The organism is Aminobacter sp. BE322, assembly GCF_050433525.1.
Taxonomy (GTDB): domain Bacteria; phylum Pseudomonadota; class Alphaproteobacteria; order Rhizobiales; family Rhizobiaceae; genus Aminobacter.
The window spans coordinates 40,790-54,880 of the sequence record NZ_JBNPXB010000013.1 but is presented as its reverse complement, the minus strand read 5'-3'; the positions used below and the strand labels follow the sequence as shown (position 1 = coordinate 54,880).

The following is a 14,091-nucleotide window of genomic DNA, read 5'->3' as shown; positions in this document are numbered from 1 at the left end:
GTTCGGGCATGCCTCGTATTCGACGGACCTTTCGCGCTACAGAGGAGGCCCACGAGTCGGCATATGGAGGCATAGATGGCGGTTTTGGTGACGGGCGGCGCGGGCTATATCGGCAGCCATATGGTCTGGGAACTGCTCGACGCCGGCGAACAGGTCGTCGTGCTGGACCGGCTCTCGACCGGCTTCGACTGGGCGGTGGCGCCGGAGGCCAAGCTCGTCAGGGGCGATGTCGCCGACAGCGAACTCGTCGGCAAGCTGATCGGGGAGAACGGCGTCGACGCGATCATCCATTTCGCCGGGTCCATCGTGGTGCCGGAATCGGTCGCCGACCCGCTCGGCTACTACGACAACAACACCTGCAAGACCCGCAGCCTGATCGAGACGGCGGTCAGCTGCGGCGTGAAGCACTTCATCTTCTCGTCCACCGCTGCCGTGTATGGCGCGGCCGGAGTAGAGCCGGTGAGCGAGGACGCCCGGCTCGCGCCCGAGTCGCCCTATGGCCTGTCCAAGCTGATGAGCGAATGGATGCTGCGCGACGCGGCCGCCGCGCATCCGCTGCGCTACACGGCGCTGCGCTATTTCAACGTCGCCGGCGCCGATCCCAAGGGACGCACGGGCCAGTCGACCAAGGGCGCAACGCACCTGATCAAGGTGGCTTCCGAGACCGCGCTCGGCAAGCGGGCGTCGATGCAGGTCTTCGGCACCGACTATGCGACGCCCGACGGCACCTGCGTGCGCGACTACATCCACGTCTCCGACCTGGCCGCGGCGCATCGGCTTGCGCTGCAGCGGTTGCGCGCGGGTGAAGGGAACCTCGTCGCCAATTGCGGCTACGGCCACGGCTATTCGGTGCTCGAGGTGATCGACAGCGTACGGCGCGTGCACGGCGCGGACTTCGCCGTCGAGACCGGTCCCCGCCGTGCCGGCGATGCCGCCTCGGTGGTGGCGAACGCCGACCTTGCGCGCAAGGAGCTCGGCTGGACGCCTACCCGTGACGATCTCGACGGCATCGTGCGCGACGCGCTCAACTGGGAAAGCCTGCTGAGCCGCAAGAACTCGGCCTGACGCCGGCCGCTTGGCGCTGGCTTAGTGGAATCTTGCCCTTCCTCCCTCGAAATTCGGGGGAGGAAGCGCTAGTCGTGCACCCGCGGAACTGAGTTCCCGGCGGTCATGGGTTCCCGCTCAGAGCCCGGTGTCAATCAAGGTACGGAATGAAGATCCTGGTTCTCGGCGCGGGCGTGGTCGGAACGGCGGCCGCCTATTACCTGGCCCGCGACGGTCACGAGGTGACGGTCGTCGAACGCCACGCGCAGGCCGCGCGGGGGACGAGCTATTCGAATGCCGGCCTGGTGTCGCCCGGGGACGCCACCGCCTGGGCCTCGCCGGCGGCGCTCAAGACCTTCATCAAGTCGCTCTACACGCCGGACCTCGGCATCAAGGTACGGCTCGGGCTCGATCCTTATTTCTACGCCTGGAGCTTCCGCTTCCTGCTCCAGTGCACCAATGCCCGGGTGCGCGAGAACACCAGGGCGAAGCTCAGGCTGGCGCTCTATTCGCGCCTCTGCATCAACGAGATCACCTCCGAGACCGGCATCGGCTACGACCAGCGCGCCCGCGGCATCATGTATTTCTTCCGCTCGCAGCAGAGCCTGGAGCATGGCGCTGCGATGTACGGCTTCCTTGCCGAGCATGGCCTCGACATCGAGGTCGTCGACCGCAACCGCATGGCCGAGCTCGAGCCGGGGCTTGCCGCCGCCAGGGACGGCATTGCCGGCGCCGTCTTCTCGCCAATGGACCAGACCGGCGATTCCCGCATGTTCGTCGAGGCGCTAGCCGCCCATGCCGAGCAGAAGCTGGGCGCGAAGTTCATGTTCGACACGACGGTCGAGGACCTGATCGTCGAGGGCGACCGCGTCGTCGGCGTGAAGGCCTCCGCCGGCCGGCTGAACGCCGATGCCGTGGTCATCGCCATGGGGCCGGAGAGCGGGCTCATCGGCCGGCGCAACGGCATCGACCTGCCGGTCTATCCGGTGAAGGGCTATACCGCGACCGTGACCATGGACGATCCGTCGAAGGGACCGACCATGGGCGGCGTCGACGAGGACCGGCTGGTCGCCTATTCGCGCCTCGGCGATCGCCTCAGGTTGGCTTCGACGGCGGAGTTCACCGGTTTCGACCGCAGCCACAAGCCGTCCGACTTCACCCGCCTGTTCGAGACCGGCAAGGAGCTGTTCCCCGGTGCCTTCGATCCGGCCAAGGCCGAGGTCTGGGCCGGGCTCAGGCCGATGATGCCGGGCTCGGTGCCGGTGATCGGCCCGGCCCGCTACAAGGGCCTCTATCTCGACACCGGCCACGGCCATGTCGGCTGGACCATGGCCTGCGGCTCGGGCAGGTTCCTGGCCGACCTGGTGGCGGGCCGCAAGCCGGAGATCGATCCCGAGGGGCTGGTCTACAGGGGCTGACCAGCAATCTTAGGAAAACCGTGAAGCGGTTTTCCGTCCGGAATTGCGCCAGTCGATGCGCCGCTTAGCGGCGTCCGAAGGCCTGGCGGGATTCGTAGGCGTATTGCAGGCCGATGATGACGGCCGCGATCAGCAGGTAGAACACCGACACGACGAGCAGCACCTCGATCGCCTTGTAGGTCTCGGAGATGATGACGGTCGAGGCCGCCGTCAGCTCGTCGATGGCGACGAGGCTGGCAAGCGAGCTGCCCTTGACCATCTGGATGGCGTTGGAGAACAGCGACGGTGCCGCGAGCCTGTAGGCTTGCGGGATCATCACCTTCCAGTAGGTCGCGAACGGCCCGAGCCCGAGCGCCTTGGCCGCGTCGAGCTGGCCGGCGGGGATGCTCTCGAAGCCCGAGCGCAGGAATTCGAGATTGTAGGCGGTCGAGGCGAAGATCAGGCCGATCAGCGCCGACGGCACCGGCTCGAGATAGATGCCGAGGCGTGGCAGGCCGTAATAGAGCGCAAACAGCAGCGCCAGCACGGGGGCCGCGCGGGCAAAGAAGCTGTAGCCGACGATGACGCGCCGAAACACGCCATTGGGCCGCTGCATGTAGATGGCGAGCGGCAGTGCCATGACGTTCGAGACGATGATGACGACCACCGAGATGACGAGCGTCATCACGAGTCCGTCGAGCAGCATGCGCTGGTAGGTCGGGTCGAGCAGCACGTTCATCGCGCCACCGCCTGTTTCGGCTTGCGCTCGTTGAAGACGAGCAGCGGCGTGACGATCAGGATATAGAGGCCGACTGCGAGCGTCAGGAAGGTGAACGGTGCGTTGGTGGCGGCGATGCCCTGCTTGGTGACGTAGAGGATCTCGCTGACCGAGACCGCCGAGGCTATGGACATGCGCTTGACCGTGCCGATGGCGTAGGTGATCCAGCCCTTGCGCGCCAAAGGCAGGATCTGCGGGACCAGCACGCGCAGGAACACGATTTTCTTGGGCAGGCCGAGCGAAAGGCCGGCCTCGAACTGCCCGAACGGGATGGCCTTCAGCGCGCCCTTGAACACCTGGTAGTCGAAGGCGATGCCGACCAGTGCAAAGGCGATGATGGTCGAGCCGATAGGGCCGAAGTCGACGCCGATCTGCGGCCCGCCGAAAAAGAACAGGAACAGCACCACCAGCTCCGGCACCGAGCGGAAGAAGGCGCTGAACGCCTCGATGCCGCGCCGGAGCCAGGATTTCTCGCGGCCGTAGTGGACGAGCGACAGCAGCAGGCCGAACGCTGCCGACAATGTGAAGACCACTGCCGACAGCGCAATCGTGAGCACTGCCGCGGTGAGCAACCGCGGCAGCCAGGCAATCGCTATTTCCATGTCCGGCCGCCCCTCCCGGAAGGCTGGCTACTGCGCCTTCGACCAGTCGATCGAAGCGCCGAACCACTTGTCGGCGAGGCCCTGCAGGGTGCCGTCCTTGCGCCAGGTCTCGAACTGGGCGTCGATGGCGTCGGCCAGCGGCTTGTTCTTGTTGTTGACGGCGACGCTCTGGGTGATGGTCGAGAGCAGGTCGTCGAGGGTGACTGCGCCGGTCAGCTTGCCCGATTTGGCGAGATATTTCGGCCCCAGGAAGTCGTGGGCGGCGAAGTCGATGCGGCGGTTTTCGAGATCGAGGAACAGCTCCGTCGCGCCGGGATATTCGCGGCTTTCGGTGACGCAGCCGGCCGGCAGCTTTTCCTTGGCGACCTTCTGGAAGGTGCCGCCGCGCACCGCGCCCATGGTCTTGCCGCAGACGTCCTTCCAGCCGGTGATGGCGCTGTCGGCTTCGCGGCGGGTGACGGCGACGCCGTTGACGATGTAGGGCGAGAGCAGGAAGAAGTCCTTCGAGGCCAGGCGTTCCGGCGTGCGGGTCACGCCCGAGGCGATGAGGTCGAAGCGGCCTGCAGTGAGGCCTGGCAAAAGCCCGGCGAAGTCGAGCTTCTCGAACTTGGCGGTGACGCCGAGCTGCTTGGCGATCAGGTTGACGACGTCGATGTCGAAGCCCTCGAGCTCGCCGGTGGCGCTCGTCATGCTGAAGGGCGGGGCCGATCCCGAGGTGCCGACCGTTATCGTGTCGGCGTTGACGAGGCCGGCCTTGAAGTCCTGCGCGCCCGCCGCGCTAATGCCGAAAGCCGCAATGATGGCCAGCAGCGCCGTCCGCACGAATCCCATGATCTCTCCTTTGGTGGCCAGCTTGAAAACCGGTTGGGGTGGTTATATCGCAAACCCGGGAGGCTACCAAGGACGGTAGCCTCCACCGATAGGATACTTTCTGGAGAATCTGTTTCTCAAGAGCGGCATTTTCCAAAGTCCGGGAATCTTGTGAAAATGGACCTGCGCTTCAAACTCAATCACCTCTACCAGGGACAGAACTCGCCGTTCCTGCACGCTGCGGACGCAGGCTATTTCGCCGACCTCGGGCTCGCCTGCAGCTTCGTCGAGGGGTTCAGCTCTTCGCAGGTCACACGCGCCCTCGCCGAAGGCGCCGCCGACATCGGTTTCGGCGACGTATCCTCGGTGTTCGAGCGCGCCCTGCGCAGCGGCGAGCAGGAAATCACCTGCCTGCTGCCGGTCTACGAACATTCGCCATGCTGCCTGGGCTATATCGCGGACGGCAGGCCCATCACCCTCTCCGACGTGTCGGGCAGTACCCTGTGCGGGCCGAACGGCGACACCTCGGCGCGGCTGTTGCCGCTGCTGCTCGCCAAGAACGGCCATGCGACCGATGACTACACCTATCTCGGCGTGCAGCCGGAGGAGCGCGACAGGCTGGTCGCCACGCGGGCCGTGCTCGCCGCGACCTGCTTCGACGCGACGCTGAAATTCGCCATGCAGATGCGCGGCCACGACAGCAGCGGATTGCAGTTCCTCTACTTCGCCGACCACGGACTGGACATCTATTCCAGCGCCCTGGTCGCGCTCGATTCGGTGCTGGACCGCGACCCCGCACTGGCCGGCAAGCTGCGGTCGATAACGCGGCAGGCGTGGCGCGACTGCCTGAAGGCCCCCGAGCTCGGCGTGCGCGCCGTGCTCAAGCGCTCTCCCGGGCTCGACCCGGCGATCGTCAGGGCGCAGCTGGAATGGGTCCTGAGCCACCAGGTCTTCCGCGACGGCGACAGCGCCATGGCCTTCGAGATCGACGGCGAGAAGATGGCGAACACGCTGGAGTGCGCCGTCTTTTCCGTTGGGGACGAGGCAAGCAGGTCTCCCGAGGGGCTGCCGGCCAAAATCTGCCAGAACTGACCAATCCGCCGCGCGTGCGACGTGTCCCCGCAGCCGCGCGGCTGACCTTGACCGGGCGCCGGCTGCCGGGCGAGGCTGGCGCCGAAATCCGCTGCGGCAAGGAGACAGCCCATGTACACCCACATCCTCATAGCCACCGACGGCTCGGAACTGGCGCAGAAGGGGCTCGATCACGGGCTGAAGCTGGCCAAGGGGCTCGACAGCAAGGTCGCGATCCTGAACGTCACCGAACCGGCGCCGATCTTCGCCTCGGCCGGCATGTACGGTCCGGTGGCGACCGCCGAGGACATCGTCTCCTACCAGAAGGCCGGCGAGGAATATGGCGCCAAGGTGCTGAAGGCGGCCAAGGCGGACGCCGACAAGCTCGGCGTCGACGCCGAGACGCTGCACGTCGAGGAGATGTGGGCGGCGGAAGCCATCAACCAGGTCGCCCAGGAGAGGGGCTGCGATCTCATCGTCATGGCCTCGCATGGCCGCCGCGGCCTCGGCCGCCTGATCCTGGGCAGCCAGACGGTGGAAGTGCTGACCCATAGCAAGGTACCGGTGCTGGTCGTTCGCTGATTCGGATGGCGACGGTTAATCCGCTGCGCAAACAGGCGTATTATGGCGGCTTGCCGGCGCCCGGCCCTTCCGTGCGCGGCTGGGGAGGTTTCCATGACGGAGCCCGTCTTGACGCATCGGTTGGCGACGCATGCCGACCTGCCGGTCCTGAAAGGGATCATGGATGCGGCGATAGCCGAACTGCAGAAGCCTTTCCTGAATCCCGAACAGATCGAGTCGAGCCGGGCCATCATGGGGCTCGACACGCAACTCGTGGATGACGGCACCTATTTTGTCATCCTGCTGGGCGACGCCATTGCGGGCTGCGGCGGCTGGAGCCGCCGCGCCACGCTCTACGGCAGCGACCACACGCCGGGGCGCGATGCCCACTTGCTGGATCCGACAACGGAGCCGGCACGCATCCGCGCCATGTACACCGATCCCGGCTTCGCGCGCCGAGGTGTCGGCACGCTGATCATGACGCTGTGCGAAGAGGCGGCCCGGGCCGAAGGGTTCGGCCGGACGGAACTCATGGCGACGATGGCCGGCGTGCCGCTTTACCGCGCTTGCGGCTATGAGGCGGTCGATCTCGTCAGCGATGATCGGGGCGGTGCGCCCGTGCCGCTGCTGCGCATGGTCAAGGCGATCGGCTGACCCTCAGACGATCTTGCCGCGCGCCGGCACCGGCCACAGCTCCGGCGCCCGGTCCTTGCCGTGGACATAGACGCCGTCGACCATGTTGGTGACGACGCAGGCGTGGTTGGGAACGATGCGCAGGCGCTGGCCGACCTCGAGGCCGATGTCGCCTTCGCTGCGCAGGCGGCCGTGCTCCTCCGACAATTGGTCGATCGAAATGTCGGGGCGGCCGAGCACATGGCCGTGGCCGATGAGCCCGAGCAGGTCCGAGGTCAGCGTTTTCGAGCCGGCGTCGACGATGGCGCGGTCGGGCGCGGGCACCGAGACGACGGTGGCGAGCACGGTCAGCGCACAGTCGTCCCAGGTAGTGACGCCGCGGGCGACCAGCGAGCGGTCGTTGTAGACATAGGTGCCGGGGCGGAACTCGGTCGTGACGGGGGCCAGGTGGGCCAGCATCATGTCGGGCGAACCGCCCGAGGTAATAGTGGGAACGGCGATGCCCTTGGCCTCGATCAGCGCCTTGGCCCCGGTCATGAAGGCCTGCACCTTGGCAACACCTCCGACCGGCGGATAGGTCATCAGGCCTGCGAAGGCGATGCCGGGCGCGGCATGGATGCGGGCGGCGAGTTCGGCCGCTTCCTGCGGCGTGCCAACGCCGCAGCGGTCGGCGCCGGTGTTGCATTCGACAAAGACGTTCAGCGTGGCGCCGGCTGCTGCGAAGGCGGCCGACAGGCCGTCGATGACGATCGTATTGTCGGCGACGACGGCCAGCTTGACCTTGCGGGACAGCGCCACCAGCGCGGCGAGCTTGTCCTCGCCCAGGATGTTGTAGGTGATCAGCACGTCGTCGAGCCGGTCGCTGCCGGCGACCATGGCTTCGGCTTCCGAGACCTTCTGGCAGGTGATGCCGACGGCGCCGGCGTCGAGCTGCATCTCGGCGATGGCCGGGAGCTTGTGCGTCTTGATGTGCGGGCGGACCTTGAGGCCGTGGCTGTCGGCATAGGCCTGGAAGCGCTCGATGTTCCGCTTCGCCACGTCGATGTCCACCAATACCGCGGGCGTCTGGATCTCGTCGAACATGCCTTGCCTTGCCTCCAATTCACGAGCGCCCGGACCTTGCCCGCGAAGCGCTTGACAAACAATGCCGCGTGCCGCTTTATACGTCAATCCATTATTCAGGACATGTGTCCATAATAATGGACATTGTTTTAGGGAACTCTTTTTGGGAGGAACGGCGAGATGAAGATCGCACTTTCCGCGGCCGTCGCCGCGCTCGCGCTGATGGCGGCACTGCCTGCCGGCGCGCAGGAAAAGCAGAGCAAGCTCGATGAGGTTCTGGCACGCGGCCGCCTGATCATGGGCACGGGCAGCACGAACGCGCCCTGGCATTTCAAGAGCGCCGACGACAGGCTGCAAGGCTTCGACGTCGACATGGGCCGCATCGTCGCCAAGGCGCTTTTCGGCGACCCGGACAAGATCGAATACGTCAACCAGTCGTCGGATGCCCGCATCCCGAACATCACCACCGACAAGGTCGACCTGACCTGCCAGTTCATGACGGTGACCGGCGAGCGCGCCCAGCAGATCGCCTTCACCATTCCTTATTACCGCGAGGGCGTCGGCCTGATGCTCAAGGCCGACAGCCAGTATGCCGACTATGCCGCGCTCAAGGCCGCCGGCTCGGGCGTCACCGTCTCGGTGCTGCAGAACGTCTATGCCGAGGCCATGGTGCACGCGGCGCTGCCGGAGGCCAAGGTGGACCAGTACGAGTCCGTCGACCTGATCTACCAGGCGCTGGAATCGGGCCGCGCCGATGCCGCCGCCACCGACCAGTCGTCGCTGGCCTGGTACATGAAGCAGAACCCGGACCGCTACAAGGACGGCGGCTACGGCTGGAACCCGCAGACCTATGCCTGCGGCGTCAAGCGCGGCGACCAGGACTGGCTGAACTTCGTCAACACCGCGCTGCACGAGGCGATGACCGGCGTCGAGTTCGACTTCTACGCCAATTCCTACAAGACCTGGTTCGGCAAGGAGCTCGCCCCGCCGCAGATCGGCTTCCCGGTCGAGTACAAGTAAACTCGCCAAAAGTGGCGCGGCCCCTGGCCTGAACTCGGCCGCGCCACATCTCTCACTCGGACGGCACCATGGGTTACACCCTCAACTTCTCGGCGGTCTGGCGCAGCTTCGACCTCTTGCTCGAAGGGCTCGCGCTCAGCCTCGGCCTCGCCTTCGTGGCGATCGCCATCGGCTGCGCGATCGGCCTCGTCACCGCCTTCGGCCTGTTGTCGAAGCGTGGCTTGTTGCGCCATCCGGCCCGCATCTACGTCACCATCATCCGCAACACGCCGATCCTGGTGCTGGTGCTGTTCACCTTCTTCGCCCTGCCGCAGCTGGGCCTGCGCCTCGGCAAGATCGAGAGCTTCGTCGCGACGCTGTCGGTCTATTCCGGCGCATATCTCGCCGAGGTCTTCCGCGGCGGCCTCTTGGCCGTGCCCAGCGGGCTCAGGGAAGCCGGCCTCGCCATCGGCCTGACGCAGGCGCAGATCCGCAATTCGATCGTCATTCCGCTGATGCTGCGCAACGTGCTGCCGTCGCTGTCGAGCACGATGATCTCGCTGTTCAAGGACACCTCGCTCGCCGCCGCGATCGCCGTGCCGGAACTCACCTTTGAGGCGCGCAAGATCAACGTCGAGACCTTCCGCGTCATCGAGACCTGGATGGTCGCCAGCCTTCTCTACGTCGCCACCTGCTCCGTGCTGGCCGCAATCCTGCGCCGGCTCGAGAAGCGCATGTCCATCCCGAGGTGACCGACATGGAACTCGTCGCATTCCTCGAAACGCTGTGGCTGGCCCGCATGCCCATCCTCAAGGGCCTCGGCGTCACCGTCTCTATCTCGCTGCTGGCGATCCTCGTCGGCACCTTGCTCGGCATCGGCGTCGGCCTGGCTTTGACCTACGGGAAGGGTCCCGTGCGCTGGCTGGTGCGCGGCTATACCGACTTCATCCGCGGCACGCCCGTGCTGGTGCTGGTTCTCGCGAGCTACTATGTGCTGGGCACCGTGGGCATCGACCTCGGGCCGTTCCAGGCTGGCGTCTTGGCGCTCGCGGTGTTCTGCTCGTCGCATGTCGGCGAGATCGTCCGTGGCGCGCTGCAGTCGATCCCCAAGGGCCAGACCGAGGCCGCCAAGGCGATCGGCCTGACATTCCCGCAGACCTTCGCCTATGTGCTCGGGCCGCAGGCGCTGCGCCAGGTGCTGCCTGCCTGGGTCAATACGGCGGCAGAGATGGTCAAGGCCTCGACGCTTCTGTCGATCATCGGCGTGGCCGAGCTCCTGCTCAGGACGCAGGAGCTGATCTCGCGCACCTTCATGAGCCTCGAATTCTATATCTTCGCGGGCTTCCTCTACTTCGTCATCAACTATGGCATCGAGCGCTTCGGCCGTTACGTCGAACGCAAGACCTCGATCCCCTCGTGAGGCCGCATCCATGACCGGCAACCTTCTCGAAATCCGCGACCTGCACAAGCGCTACGGCGAGGTCGAAGTCCTCAAGGGCGTCGACTGCACCATGGCCCAGGGCGACGTCATCTCCATCATCGGCTCGTCCGGTTCGGGCAAGACGACCATGCTCCGTTGCATCAACATGCTGGAAGAATTCCAGGGCGGCTCGATCCGCATCGACGGCGAGGAGATCGGCTACGAGACTGTCGGCGGCACGCGCCGCCGCAAGAAGGAAAAGGAAATCGCCCGCCAGCGCGCGATGACCGGCATGGCCTTCCAGCAGTTCAACCTGTTCCCGCACATGACGGCGGCGCAGAACGTCATGCTGGGCCTGGTCAAGGTCAAGGGCATAGCCCGCGACGAGGCGCGCGGCGTTGCCGAGAAATGGCTCGACCGCGTCGGCCTGGCCGAGCGTCGCGACCGCTTCCCCGGCCAGCTCTCCGGCGGCCAGCAGCAGCGCGTGGCCATTGCCCGCGCCATTGCGATGAACCCAAAGCTGATGCTGTTCGACGAGGTCACCTCGGCGCTCGACCCCGAGCTGGTCAACGAGGTGCTGCAGGTCATCAAGGACCTCGCCCGCGACGGCATGAGCATGCTGCTCGTCACCCACGAGATGCGCTTTGCCTATGAAGTGTCTTCGCGCGTCATCTTCATGAACCAGGGTCGCATCGGCGAGGAGGGCAACCCGCGCCAGATGTTCGTCAAGCCGCAGACCGAGCGGCTGGCCGAGTTCCTCAAGACCTCTACTTTCAACTAGCATTCGGAGAATAGACATGACGATCAAGCGCTACGGCACCGGCCAGACCGGGGCAGGCAAGCAACCCCTGCCGTTCGCCCGTGCCGTCGAGGCCAATGGCTGGCTCTACGTGTCCGGCCAGGTCGCCATGGAGAACGGCGAGATCGTCGGCGGCGGCATCATTCCCGAGACCCACAAGACGATGGAAAACGTCATCGCCATCCTGAAGGAGGCGGGCTATGGGCTGGAACACGTCGTGCGCGTCGGCGTATGGCTCGACGACCCGCGCGACTTCTGGTCCTTCAACGGTGTCTATGCCGGGTATTTCGGCGACCATCCGCCGGCGCGCGCTTGCGTGCAGTCGAGTATGATGGTCGATTGCAAGGTCGAAATCGACTGCGTGGCCTACAAGGCGCCGTGAGTCGGCACCGGATTCATCAGCAAATCCGCCCGGGAGGCGGCGCATGGACGACGTACAGGACGACATGACAAGCAGGCGCGCGCGGGGTCTCGACCGCGCCTTCGAGATCCTGAACTACCTGCGTCTCAAGCGTGCGCCGCTGCGCCCCAACGAGATCGCGTCCGGCATCGGCGCGCCGCGTTCGTCGGTCTACGAGCTGGTCAACCTGCTGATGCGGCAGGGCATCCTGGAATATCGCGGCGACGATGGCCGAGTGTTCCTGGGGCGCAAGCTGTATTTCCTCGGCATGGCCTATGCCGAGCAGTTCGACCTGATGCGCGAATGCGACAAGCTTTTGACGCACATCGCCGAGGAGACGCGCGAGACCGCGCAGATGTGCCTGCTCGAAGGCAACAAATACACCGTCGCCCAGATGAAGGAGGGCTCGAGGCCGTTCCGCATCTCGTCGAACGTCGGCGACCCGGTCGCCATTCCGTGGACGGCGTCGGGCCGGCTGCTGGTTTCGCACATGAGCGACCAGGAGATCCTCGACTTCATCCCGAAGGAGGATTTCCGCCTGCCCAACGGCCAGTGGATCGATCCGGCCGCCTTCATCGCCGAAGTGCGCGAGGCGGCGAAGGTCGGCTACTACACCTTCAACAGCGCCGTCGAGAACTTCACTCATTGCTTCGCCGTGCCGGTCTACCAGGCCGACCGCGTCTGCGTGGCGACACTCTGCCTGGTTGCGCCGCGCGAGGATGGGCTGAAGAACCATGCGAACTACCTGAAGACGCTGCTTGACGCCGCGGCCGACCTTTCGAGCCGCCTCGGCCACATGATCGACGACGACGGCCATGGCGCGAGCCGGGCTCAAGGTCGCGGCTGAGGCTTCCCGCGATACCAATTCACACTGGCCCAATTTACCCTGGCCAATTTACCCTGGAACGGCACACGGCATGGCGCGCGCACTGTTGATCGGAGAATGCATGGTCGAACTCAGGCAGGCCGAGGGCGGTCTGCTGCGCAAGGGGTTCGCCGGCGACACCTTCAACACCGCCTTCTACCTCCGCGCCTTCCTGCCCGGTGCATGGCATGTGGACTATTTAACCGCCGTCGGTACCGATCCCGTGTCCGACGAGATGCTCGCCTTCATGGAAGGCACGGGCGTCGGCGCCGGCTTTGTCCGGCGCGTGCCGGAGCGCGCGCCCGGCCTCTACATGATCCATCTCAAGGACGGCGAGCGCAGCTTCTCCTACTGGCGCTCGGCTTCGGCCGCGCGTCTGCTCGCCGACGACCCGGCCGGCTTGCGCGCCGCGATCGATGCGTCCGACACGGTCTTCTTTTCCGGCATCACGCTGGCGATCCTTGCGCCGGATGCGCTCGCGACGCTGCTCGCCGAGATCGGCCGTGCCAAGGCAGCCGGCAAGCTCGTCGCCTTCGATCCCAACATCCGCCCGCGCCTGTGGGACGATGCCCAGAGGATGCGGCGCGCGATTTCCGATGGTGCGGCGGTCTCCAGCATGGTCATGCCGAGCTTCGAGGACGAGGCGACGCATTTCGGCGACGCCTCGGTCGAGGCGACGATCGCGCGCTATCGCGGCCTCGGCGTCGACAAGCTCGTCGTCAAGGACGGCGCCGACGGCATCACCCTGAGCTTCGGCGGCCGCCAAGCCTTCGTCCCCGCCGCACGGGCGGAAAAGGTCGTCGACACGACGGGTGCCGGCGACAGCTTCAACGGCGCCTTCCTGGCGAATTATCTCGAAACCGGCGACGAAGGCCTCGCCGCCGCGTTCGCCGCCCGCGTCGCGGCAACCGTCATCGGCCACCACGGCGCGCTGCTGGCCGATGCCGAGATCAGAGCACTGGAGGCCCGCGCATAGCCCGGCTGACAGTGCGCGGGCCGCCTGCGCGCTGCCTCACGGGGCGGGCACCATCTTGGTGGGCTCCTCAAGCAGGCTGAAGGGATAGCCCTCGCATGTCACGTCCGGATTGGTGGCGCTGAACATGCCGTTCGGATTGTCCTTGAACAGCCAGGCATGCAGGTCGTAGTGGGCGAACTCCTTGGGGATCAGGGGTTCGTGTCCCTCCATCGGTCCCTGGAAGGGCTGGCCCATCAGGGTCGGCCGCTCCTTGGCGACTGCGAGCGGAACCAGCCATTCGACGGCGACGAGGCGCAGTTTTCCGCCGTCGGGCTCGTAGACCAGCACGTTCGGCTTGGCCAGGTCGGGCGGTCCCTTGACGGTGAGATTGACGAAGTGGACGCCCATTGCGCCCTTCGCATACTCCATCCGGCCTTCCATCTTCTCGCCGCTGTAGTGGACGCAACCCACCGTCGACAGATAGAGGTCGCGGACGGCGACGTAGGGATCCTTGTACTTCTCCAGAGCCTGGCGGGCGGCGTCGAGTTCGGCCTTGCTGGGCCCCTCGGCCCTGGCGGGATTGACGGCCGGACCGGCGTTCCAGACGAAGGCCAGGGCAATCAGGGCGCAGCTGGCGAGATGTGAAGACCTCATGGCAGTTCCTCCGCAGATGTTTTCGGGACAAGCGCTGCGAT

At 65.9% G+C, this 14,091-nt stretch carries 17 protein-coding genes; 12 read left to right on the top strand and 5 right to left on the bottom strand.

The window, feature by feature from the left end; translation table 11 throughout:
• Positions 1 to 75: 75 nt before the first annotated feature.
• On the top strand, positions 76 to 1,065 hold the full coding sequence (gene galE, locus J2X50_RS17750) for a UDP-glucose 4-epimerase GalE (RefSeq protein WP_429096915.1): 990 nt from the start codon (positions 76 to 78) through the stop codon (positions 1,063 to 1,065).
• Positions 1,066 to 1,211: 146 nt separating this feature from the next.
• On the top strand, positions 1,212 to 2,462 hold the full coding sequence (locus tag J2X50_RS17745) for a D-amino acid dehydrogenase (RefSeq protein ID WP_429096912.1): 1,251 nt from the start codon (positions 1,212 to 1,214) through the stop codon (positions 2,460 to 2,462).
• A gap of 64 nt (positions 2,463 to 2,526) precedes the next feature.
• Here the strand turns inward: J2X50_RS17745 and J2X50_RS17740 are convergent, their stop codons facing one another.
• Genes J2X50_RS17740 through J2X50_RS17730 form a run of 3 tightly spaced genes read right to left on the bottom strand, consistent with a single transcriptional unit; the run spans position 2,527 to position 4,652 of the window.
• Positions 2,527 to 3,180 carry an amino acid ABC transporter permease gene (locus tag J2X50_RS17740; RefSeq protein ID WP_429096910.1) on the bottom strand — a complete coding sequence of 218 codons (654 nt, stop codon included), beginning with the start codon at positions 3,178 to 3,180 and terminating at the stop codon, positions 2,527 to 2,529.
• Complete coding sequence (locus tag J2X50_RS17735; protein ID WP_429096908.1) at positions 3,177 to 3,821, bottom strand: ABC transporter permease subunit; 645 nt, start codon at positions 3,819 to 3,821, stop codon at positions 3,177 to 3,179. The genes J2X50_RS17740 and J2X50_RS17735 overlap by 4 nt, the downstream gene beginning before the upstream one ends.
• A gap of 27 nt (positions 3,822 to 3,848) precedes the next feature.
• A complete protein-coding gene (locus J2X50_RS17730; protein ID WP_429096905.1) occupies positions 3,849 to 4,652 on the bottom strand; it encodes a substrate-binding periplasmic protein in 804 nt (267 codons plus the stop codon).
• A 156-nt stretch (positions 4,653 to 4,808) separates the two neighbouring features.
• Between J2X50_RS17730 and J2X50_RS17725 the strand changes: the two genes are divergently transcribed.
• From J2X50_RS17725 to J2X50_RS17715, 3 genes are all read left to right on the top strand, one after another.
• The gene (locus J2X50_RS17725; RefSeq protein WP_429096903.1) at positions 4,809 to 5,723 is read left to right on the top strand and encodes an ABC transporter substrate-binding protein; all 915 of its coding nucleotides are present in this window, start codon (positions 4,809 to 4,811) and stop codon (positions 5,721 to 5,723) included.
• 111 nt (positions 5,724 to 5,834) lie between these two features.
• Entirely contained in the window at positions 5,835 to 6,284 is a 450-nt protein-coding gene (locus J2X50_RS17720) for a universal stress protein (RefSeq protein WP_429096901.1), read from the top strand.
• A gap of 93 nt (positions 6,285 to 6,377) precedes the next feature.
• Entirely contained in the window at positions 6,378 to 6,917 is a 540-nt protein-coding gene (locus J2X50_RS17715) for a GNAT family N-acetyltransferase (protein WP_429096899.1), read from the top strand.
• Between the two features lie 3 nt (positions 6,918 to 6,920).
• Here the strand turns inward: J2X50_RS17715 and J2X50_RS17710 are convergent, their stop codons facing one another.
• Complete coding sequence (locus J2X50_RS17710) at positions 6,921 to 7,979, bottom strand: D-TA family PLP-dependent enzyme (protein ID WP_429096897.1); 1,059 nt, start codon at positions 7,977 to 7,979, stop codon at positions 6,921 to 6,923.
• A 159-nt stretch (positions 7,980 to 8,138) separates the two neighbouring features.
• Here J2X50_RS17710 and J2X50_RS17705 point away from each other — a divergent pair, with 159 nt between their 5' ends.
• The 7 genes from J2X50_RS17705 to J2X50_RS17675 all read left to right on the top strand — a co-directional run bounded on the left by J2X50_RS17705 (position 8,139) and on the right by J2X50_RS17675 (position 13,417).
• Positions 8,139 to 8,978 (top strand): transporter substrate-binding domain-containing protein, encoded by an 840-nt coding sequence (locus J2X50_RS17705; protein WP_429096895.1) that lies wholly within the window; start codon positions 8,139 to 8,141, stop codon positions 8,976 to 8,978.
• Between the two features lie 68 nt (positions 8,979 to 9,046).
• Entirely contained in the window at positions 9,047 to 9,709 is a 663-nt protein-coding gene (locus J2X50_RS17700; protein WP_429096892.1) for an amino acid ABC transporter permease, read from the top strand.
• A 5-nt stretch (positions 9,710 to 9,714) separates the two neighbouring features.
• Complete coding sequence (locus J2X50_RS17695; RefSeq protein WP_429096889.1) at positions 9,715 to 10,377, top strand: amino acid ABC transporter permease; 663 nt, start codon at positions 9,715 to 9,717, stop codon at positions 10,375 to 10,377.
• Between the two features lie 10 nt (positions 10,378 to 10,387).
• Complete coding sequence (locus tag J2X50_RS17690; RefSeq protein ID WP_429096886.1) at positions 10,388 to 11,158, top strand: amino acid ABC transporter ATP-binding protein; 771 nt, start codon at positions 10,388 to 10,390, stop codon at positions 11,156 to 11,158.
• Between the two features lie 16 nt (positions 11,159 to 11,174).
• Positions 11,175 to 11,558 (top strand): RidA family protein, encoded by a 384-nt coding sequence (locus tag J2X50_RS17685; RefSeq protein ID WP_347964429.1) that lies wholly within the window; start codon positions 11,175 to 11,177, stop codon positions 11,556 to 11,558.
• 43 nt (positions 11,559 to 11,601) lie between these two features.
• Complete coding sequence (locus J2X50_RS17680) at positions 11,602 to 12,423, top strand: IclR family transcriptional regulator (RefSeq protein ID WP_429096882.1); 822 nt, start codon at positions 11,602 to 11,604, stop codon at positions 12,421 to 12,423.
• 70 nt (positions 12,424 to 12,493) lie between these two features.
• Complete coding sequence (locus tag J2X50_RS17675) at positions 12,494 to 13,417, top strand: sugar kinase (RefSeq protein WP_429096879.1); 924 nt, start codon at positions 12,494 to 12,496, stop codon at positions 13,415 to 13,417.
• A gap of 36 nt (positions 13,418 to 13,453) precedes the next feature.
• On the opposite strand, the gene J2X50_RS17670 is transcribed toward J2X50_RS17675, so the two are convergent.
• Complete coding sequence (locus tag J2X50_RS17670) at positions 13,454 to 14,050, bottom strand: hypothetical protein (RefSeq protein WP_429096878.1); 597 nt, start codon at positions 14,048 to 14,050, stop codon at positions 13,454 to 13,456.
• Positions 14,051 to 14,091 lie beyond the last annotated feature (41 nt).

Bases quoted from the DNA above. Each gene is read 5' to 3' on its own strand.
- J2X50_RS17715 (WP_429096899.1), top strand. From the start codon at position 6,378: ATGACGGAGCCCGTCTTGACGCATCGGTTGGCGACGCATGCCGACCTG.
- J2X50_RS17670 (WP_429096878.1), bottom strand. From the start codon at position 14,050: ATGAGGTCTTCACATCTCGCCAGCTGCGCCCTGATTGCCCTGGCCTTC.
- J2X50_RS17720 (WP_429096901.1), top strand. From the start codon at position 5,835: ATGTACACCCACATCCTCATAGCCACCGACGGCTCGGAACTGGCGCAG.
- J2X50_RS17675 (WP_429096879.1), top strand. From the start codon at position 12,494: ATGGCGCGCGCACTGTTGATCGGAGAATGCATGGTCGAACTCAGGCAG.
- J2X50_RS17710 (WP_429096897.1), bottom strand. From the start codon at position 7,979: ATGTTCGACGAGATCCAGACGCCCGCGGTATTGGTGGACATCGACGTG.
- J2X50_RS17735 (WP_429096908.1), bottom strand. From the start codon at position 3,821: ATGGAAATAGCGATTGCCTGGCTGCCGCGGTTGCTCACCGCGGCAGTG.
- J2X50_RS17690 (WP_429096886.1), top strand. From the start codon at position 10,388: ATGACCGGCAACCTTCTCGAAATCCGCGACCTGCACAAGCGCTACGGC.
- J2X50_RS17685 (WP_347964429.1), top strand. From the start codon at position 11,175: ATGACGATCAAGCGCTACGGCACCGGCCAGACCGGGGCAGGCAAGCAA.
- J2X50_RS17705 (WP_429096895.1), top strand. From the start codon at position 8,139: ATGAAGATCGCACTTTCCGCGGCCGTCGCCGCGCTCGCGCTGATGGCG.
- J2X50_RS17700 (WP_429096892.1), top strand. From the start codon at position 9,047: ATGGGTTACACCCTCAACTTCTCGGCGGTCTGGCGCAGCTTCGACCTC.
- J2X50_RS17725 (WP_429096903.1), top strand. From the start codon at position 4,809: ATGGACCTGCGCTTCAAACTCAATCACCTCTACCAGGGACAGAACTCG.
- J2X50_RS17745 (WP_429096912.1), top strand. From the start codon at position 1,212: ATGAAGATCCTGGTTCTCGGCGCGGGCGTGGTCGGAACGGCGGCCGCC.
- J2X50_RS17680 (WP_429096882.1), top strand. From the start codon at position 11,602: ATGGACGACGTACAGGACGACATGACAAGCAGGCGCGCGCGGGGTCTC.
- J2X50_RS17695 (WP_429096889.1), top strand. From the start codon at position 9,715: ATGGAACTCGTCGCATTCCTCGAAACGCTGTGGCTGGCCCGCATGCCC.
- J2X50_RS17740 (WP_429096910.1), bottom strand. From the start codon at position 3,180: ATGAACGTGCTGCTCGACCCGACCTACCAGCGCATGCTGCTCGACGGA.
- J2X50_RS17730 (WP_429096905.1), bottom strand. From the start codon at position 4,652: ATGGGATTCGTGCGGACGGCGCTGCTGGCCATCATTGCGGCTTTCGGC.
- galE (WP_429096915.1), top strand. From the start codon at position 76: ATGGCGGTTTTGGTGACGGGCGGCGCGGGCTATATCGGCAGCCATATG.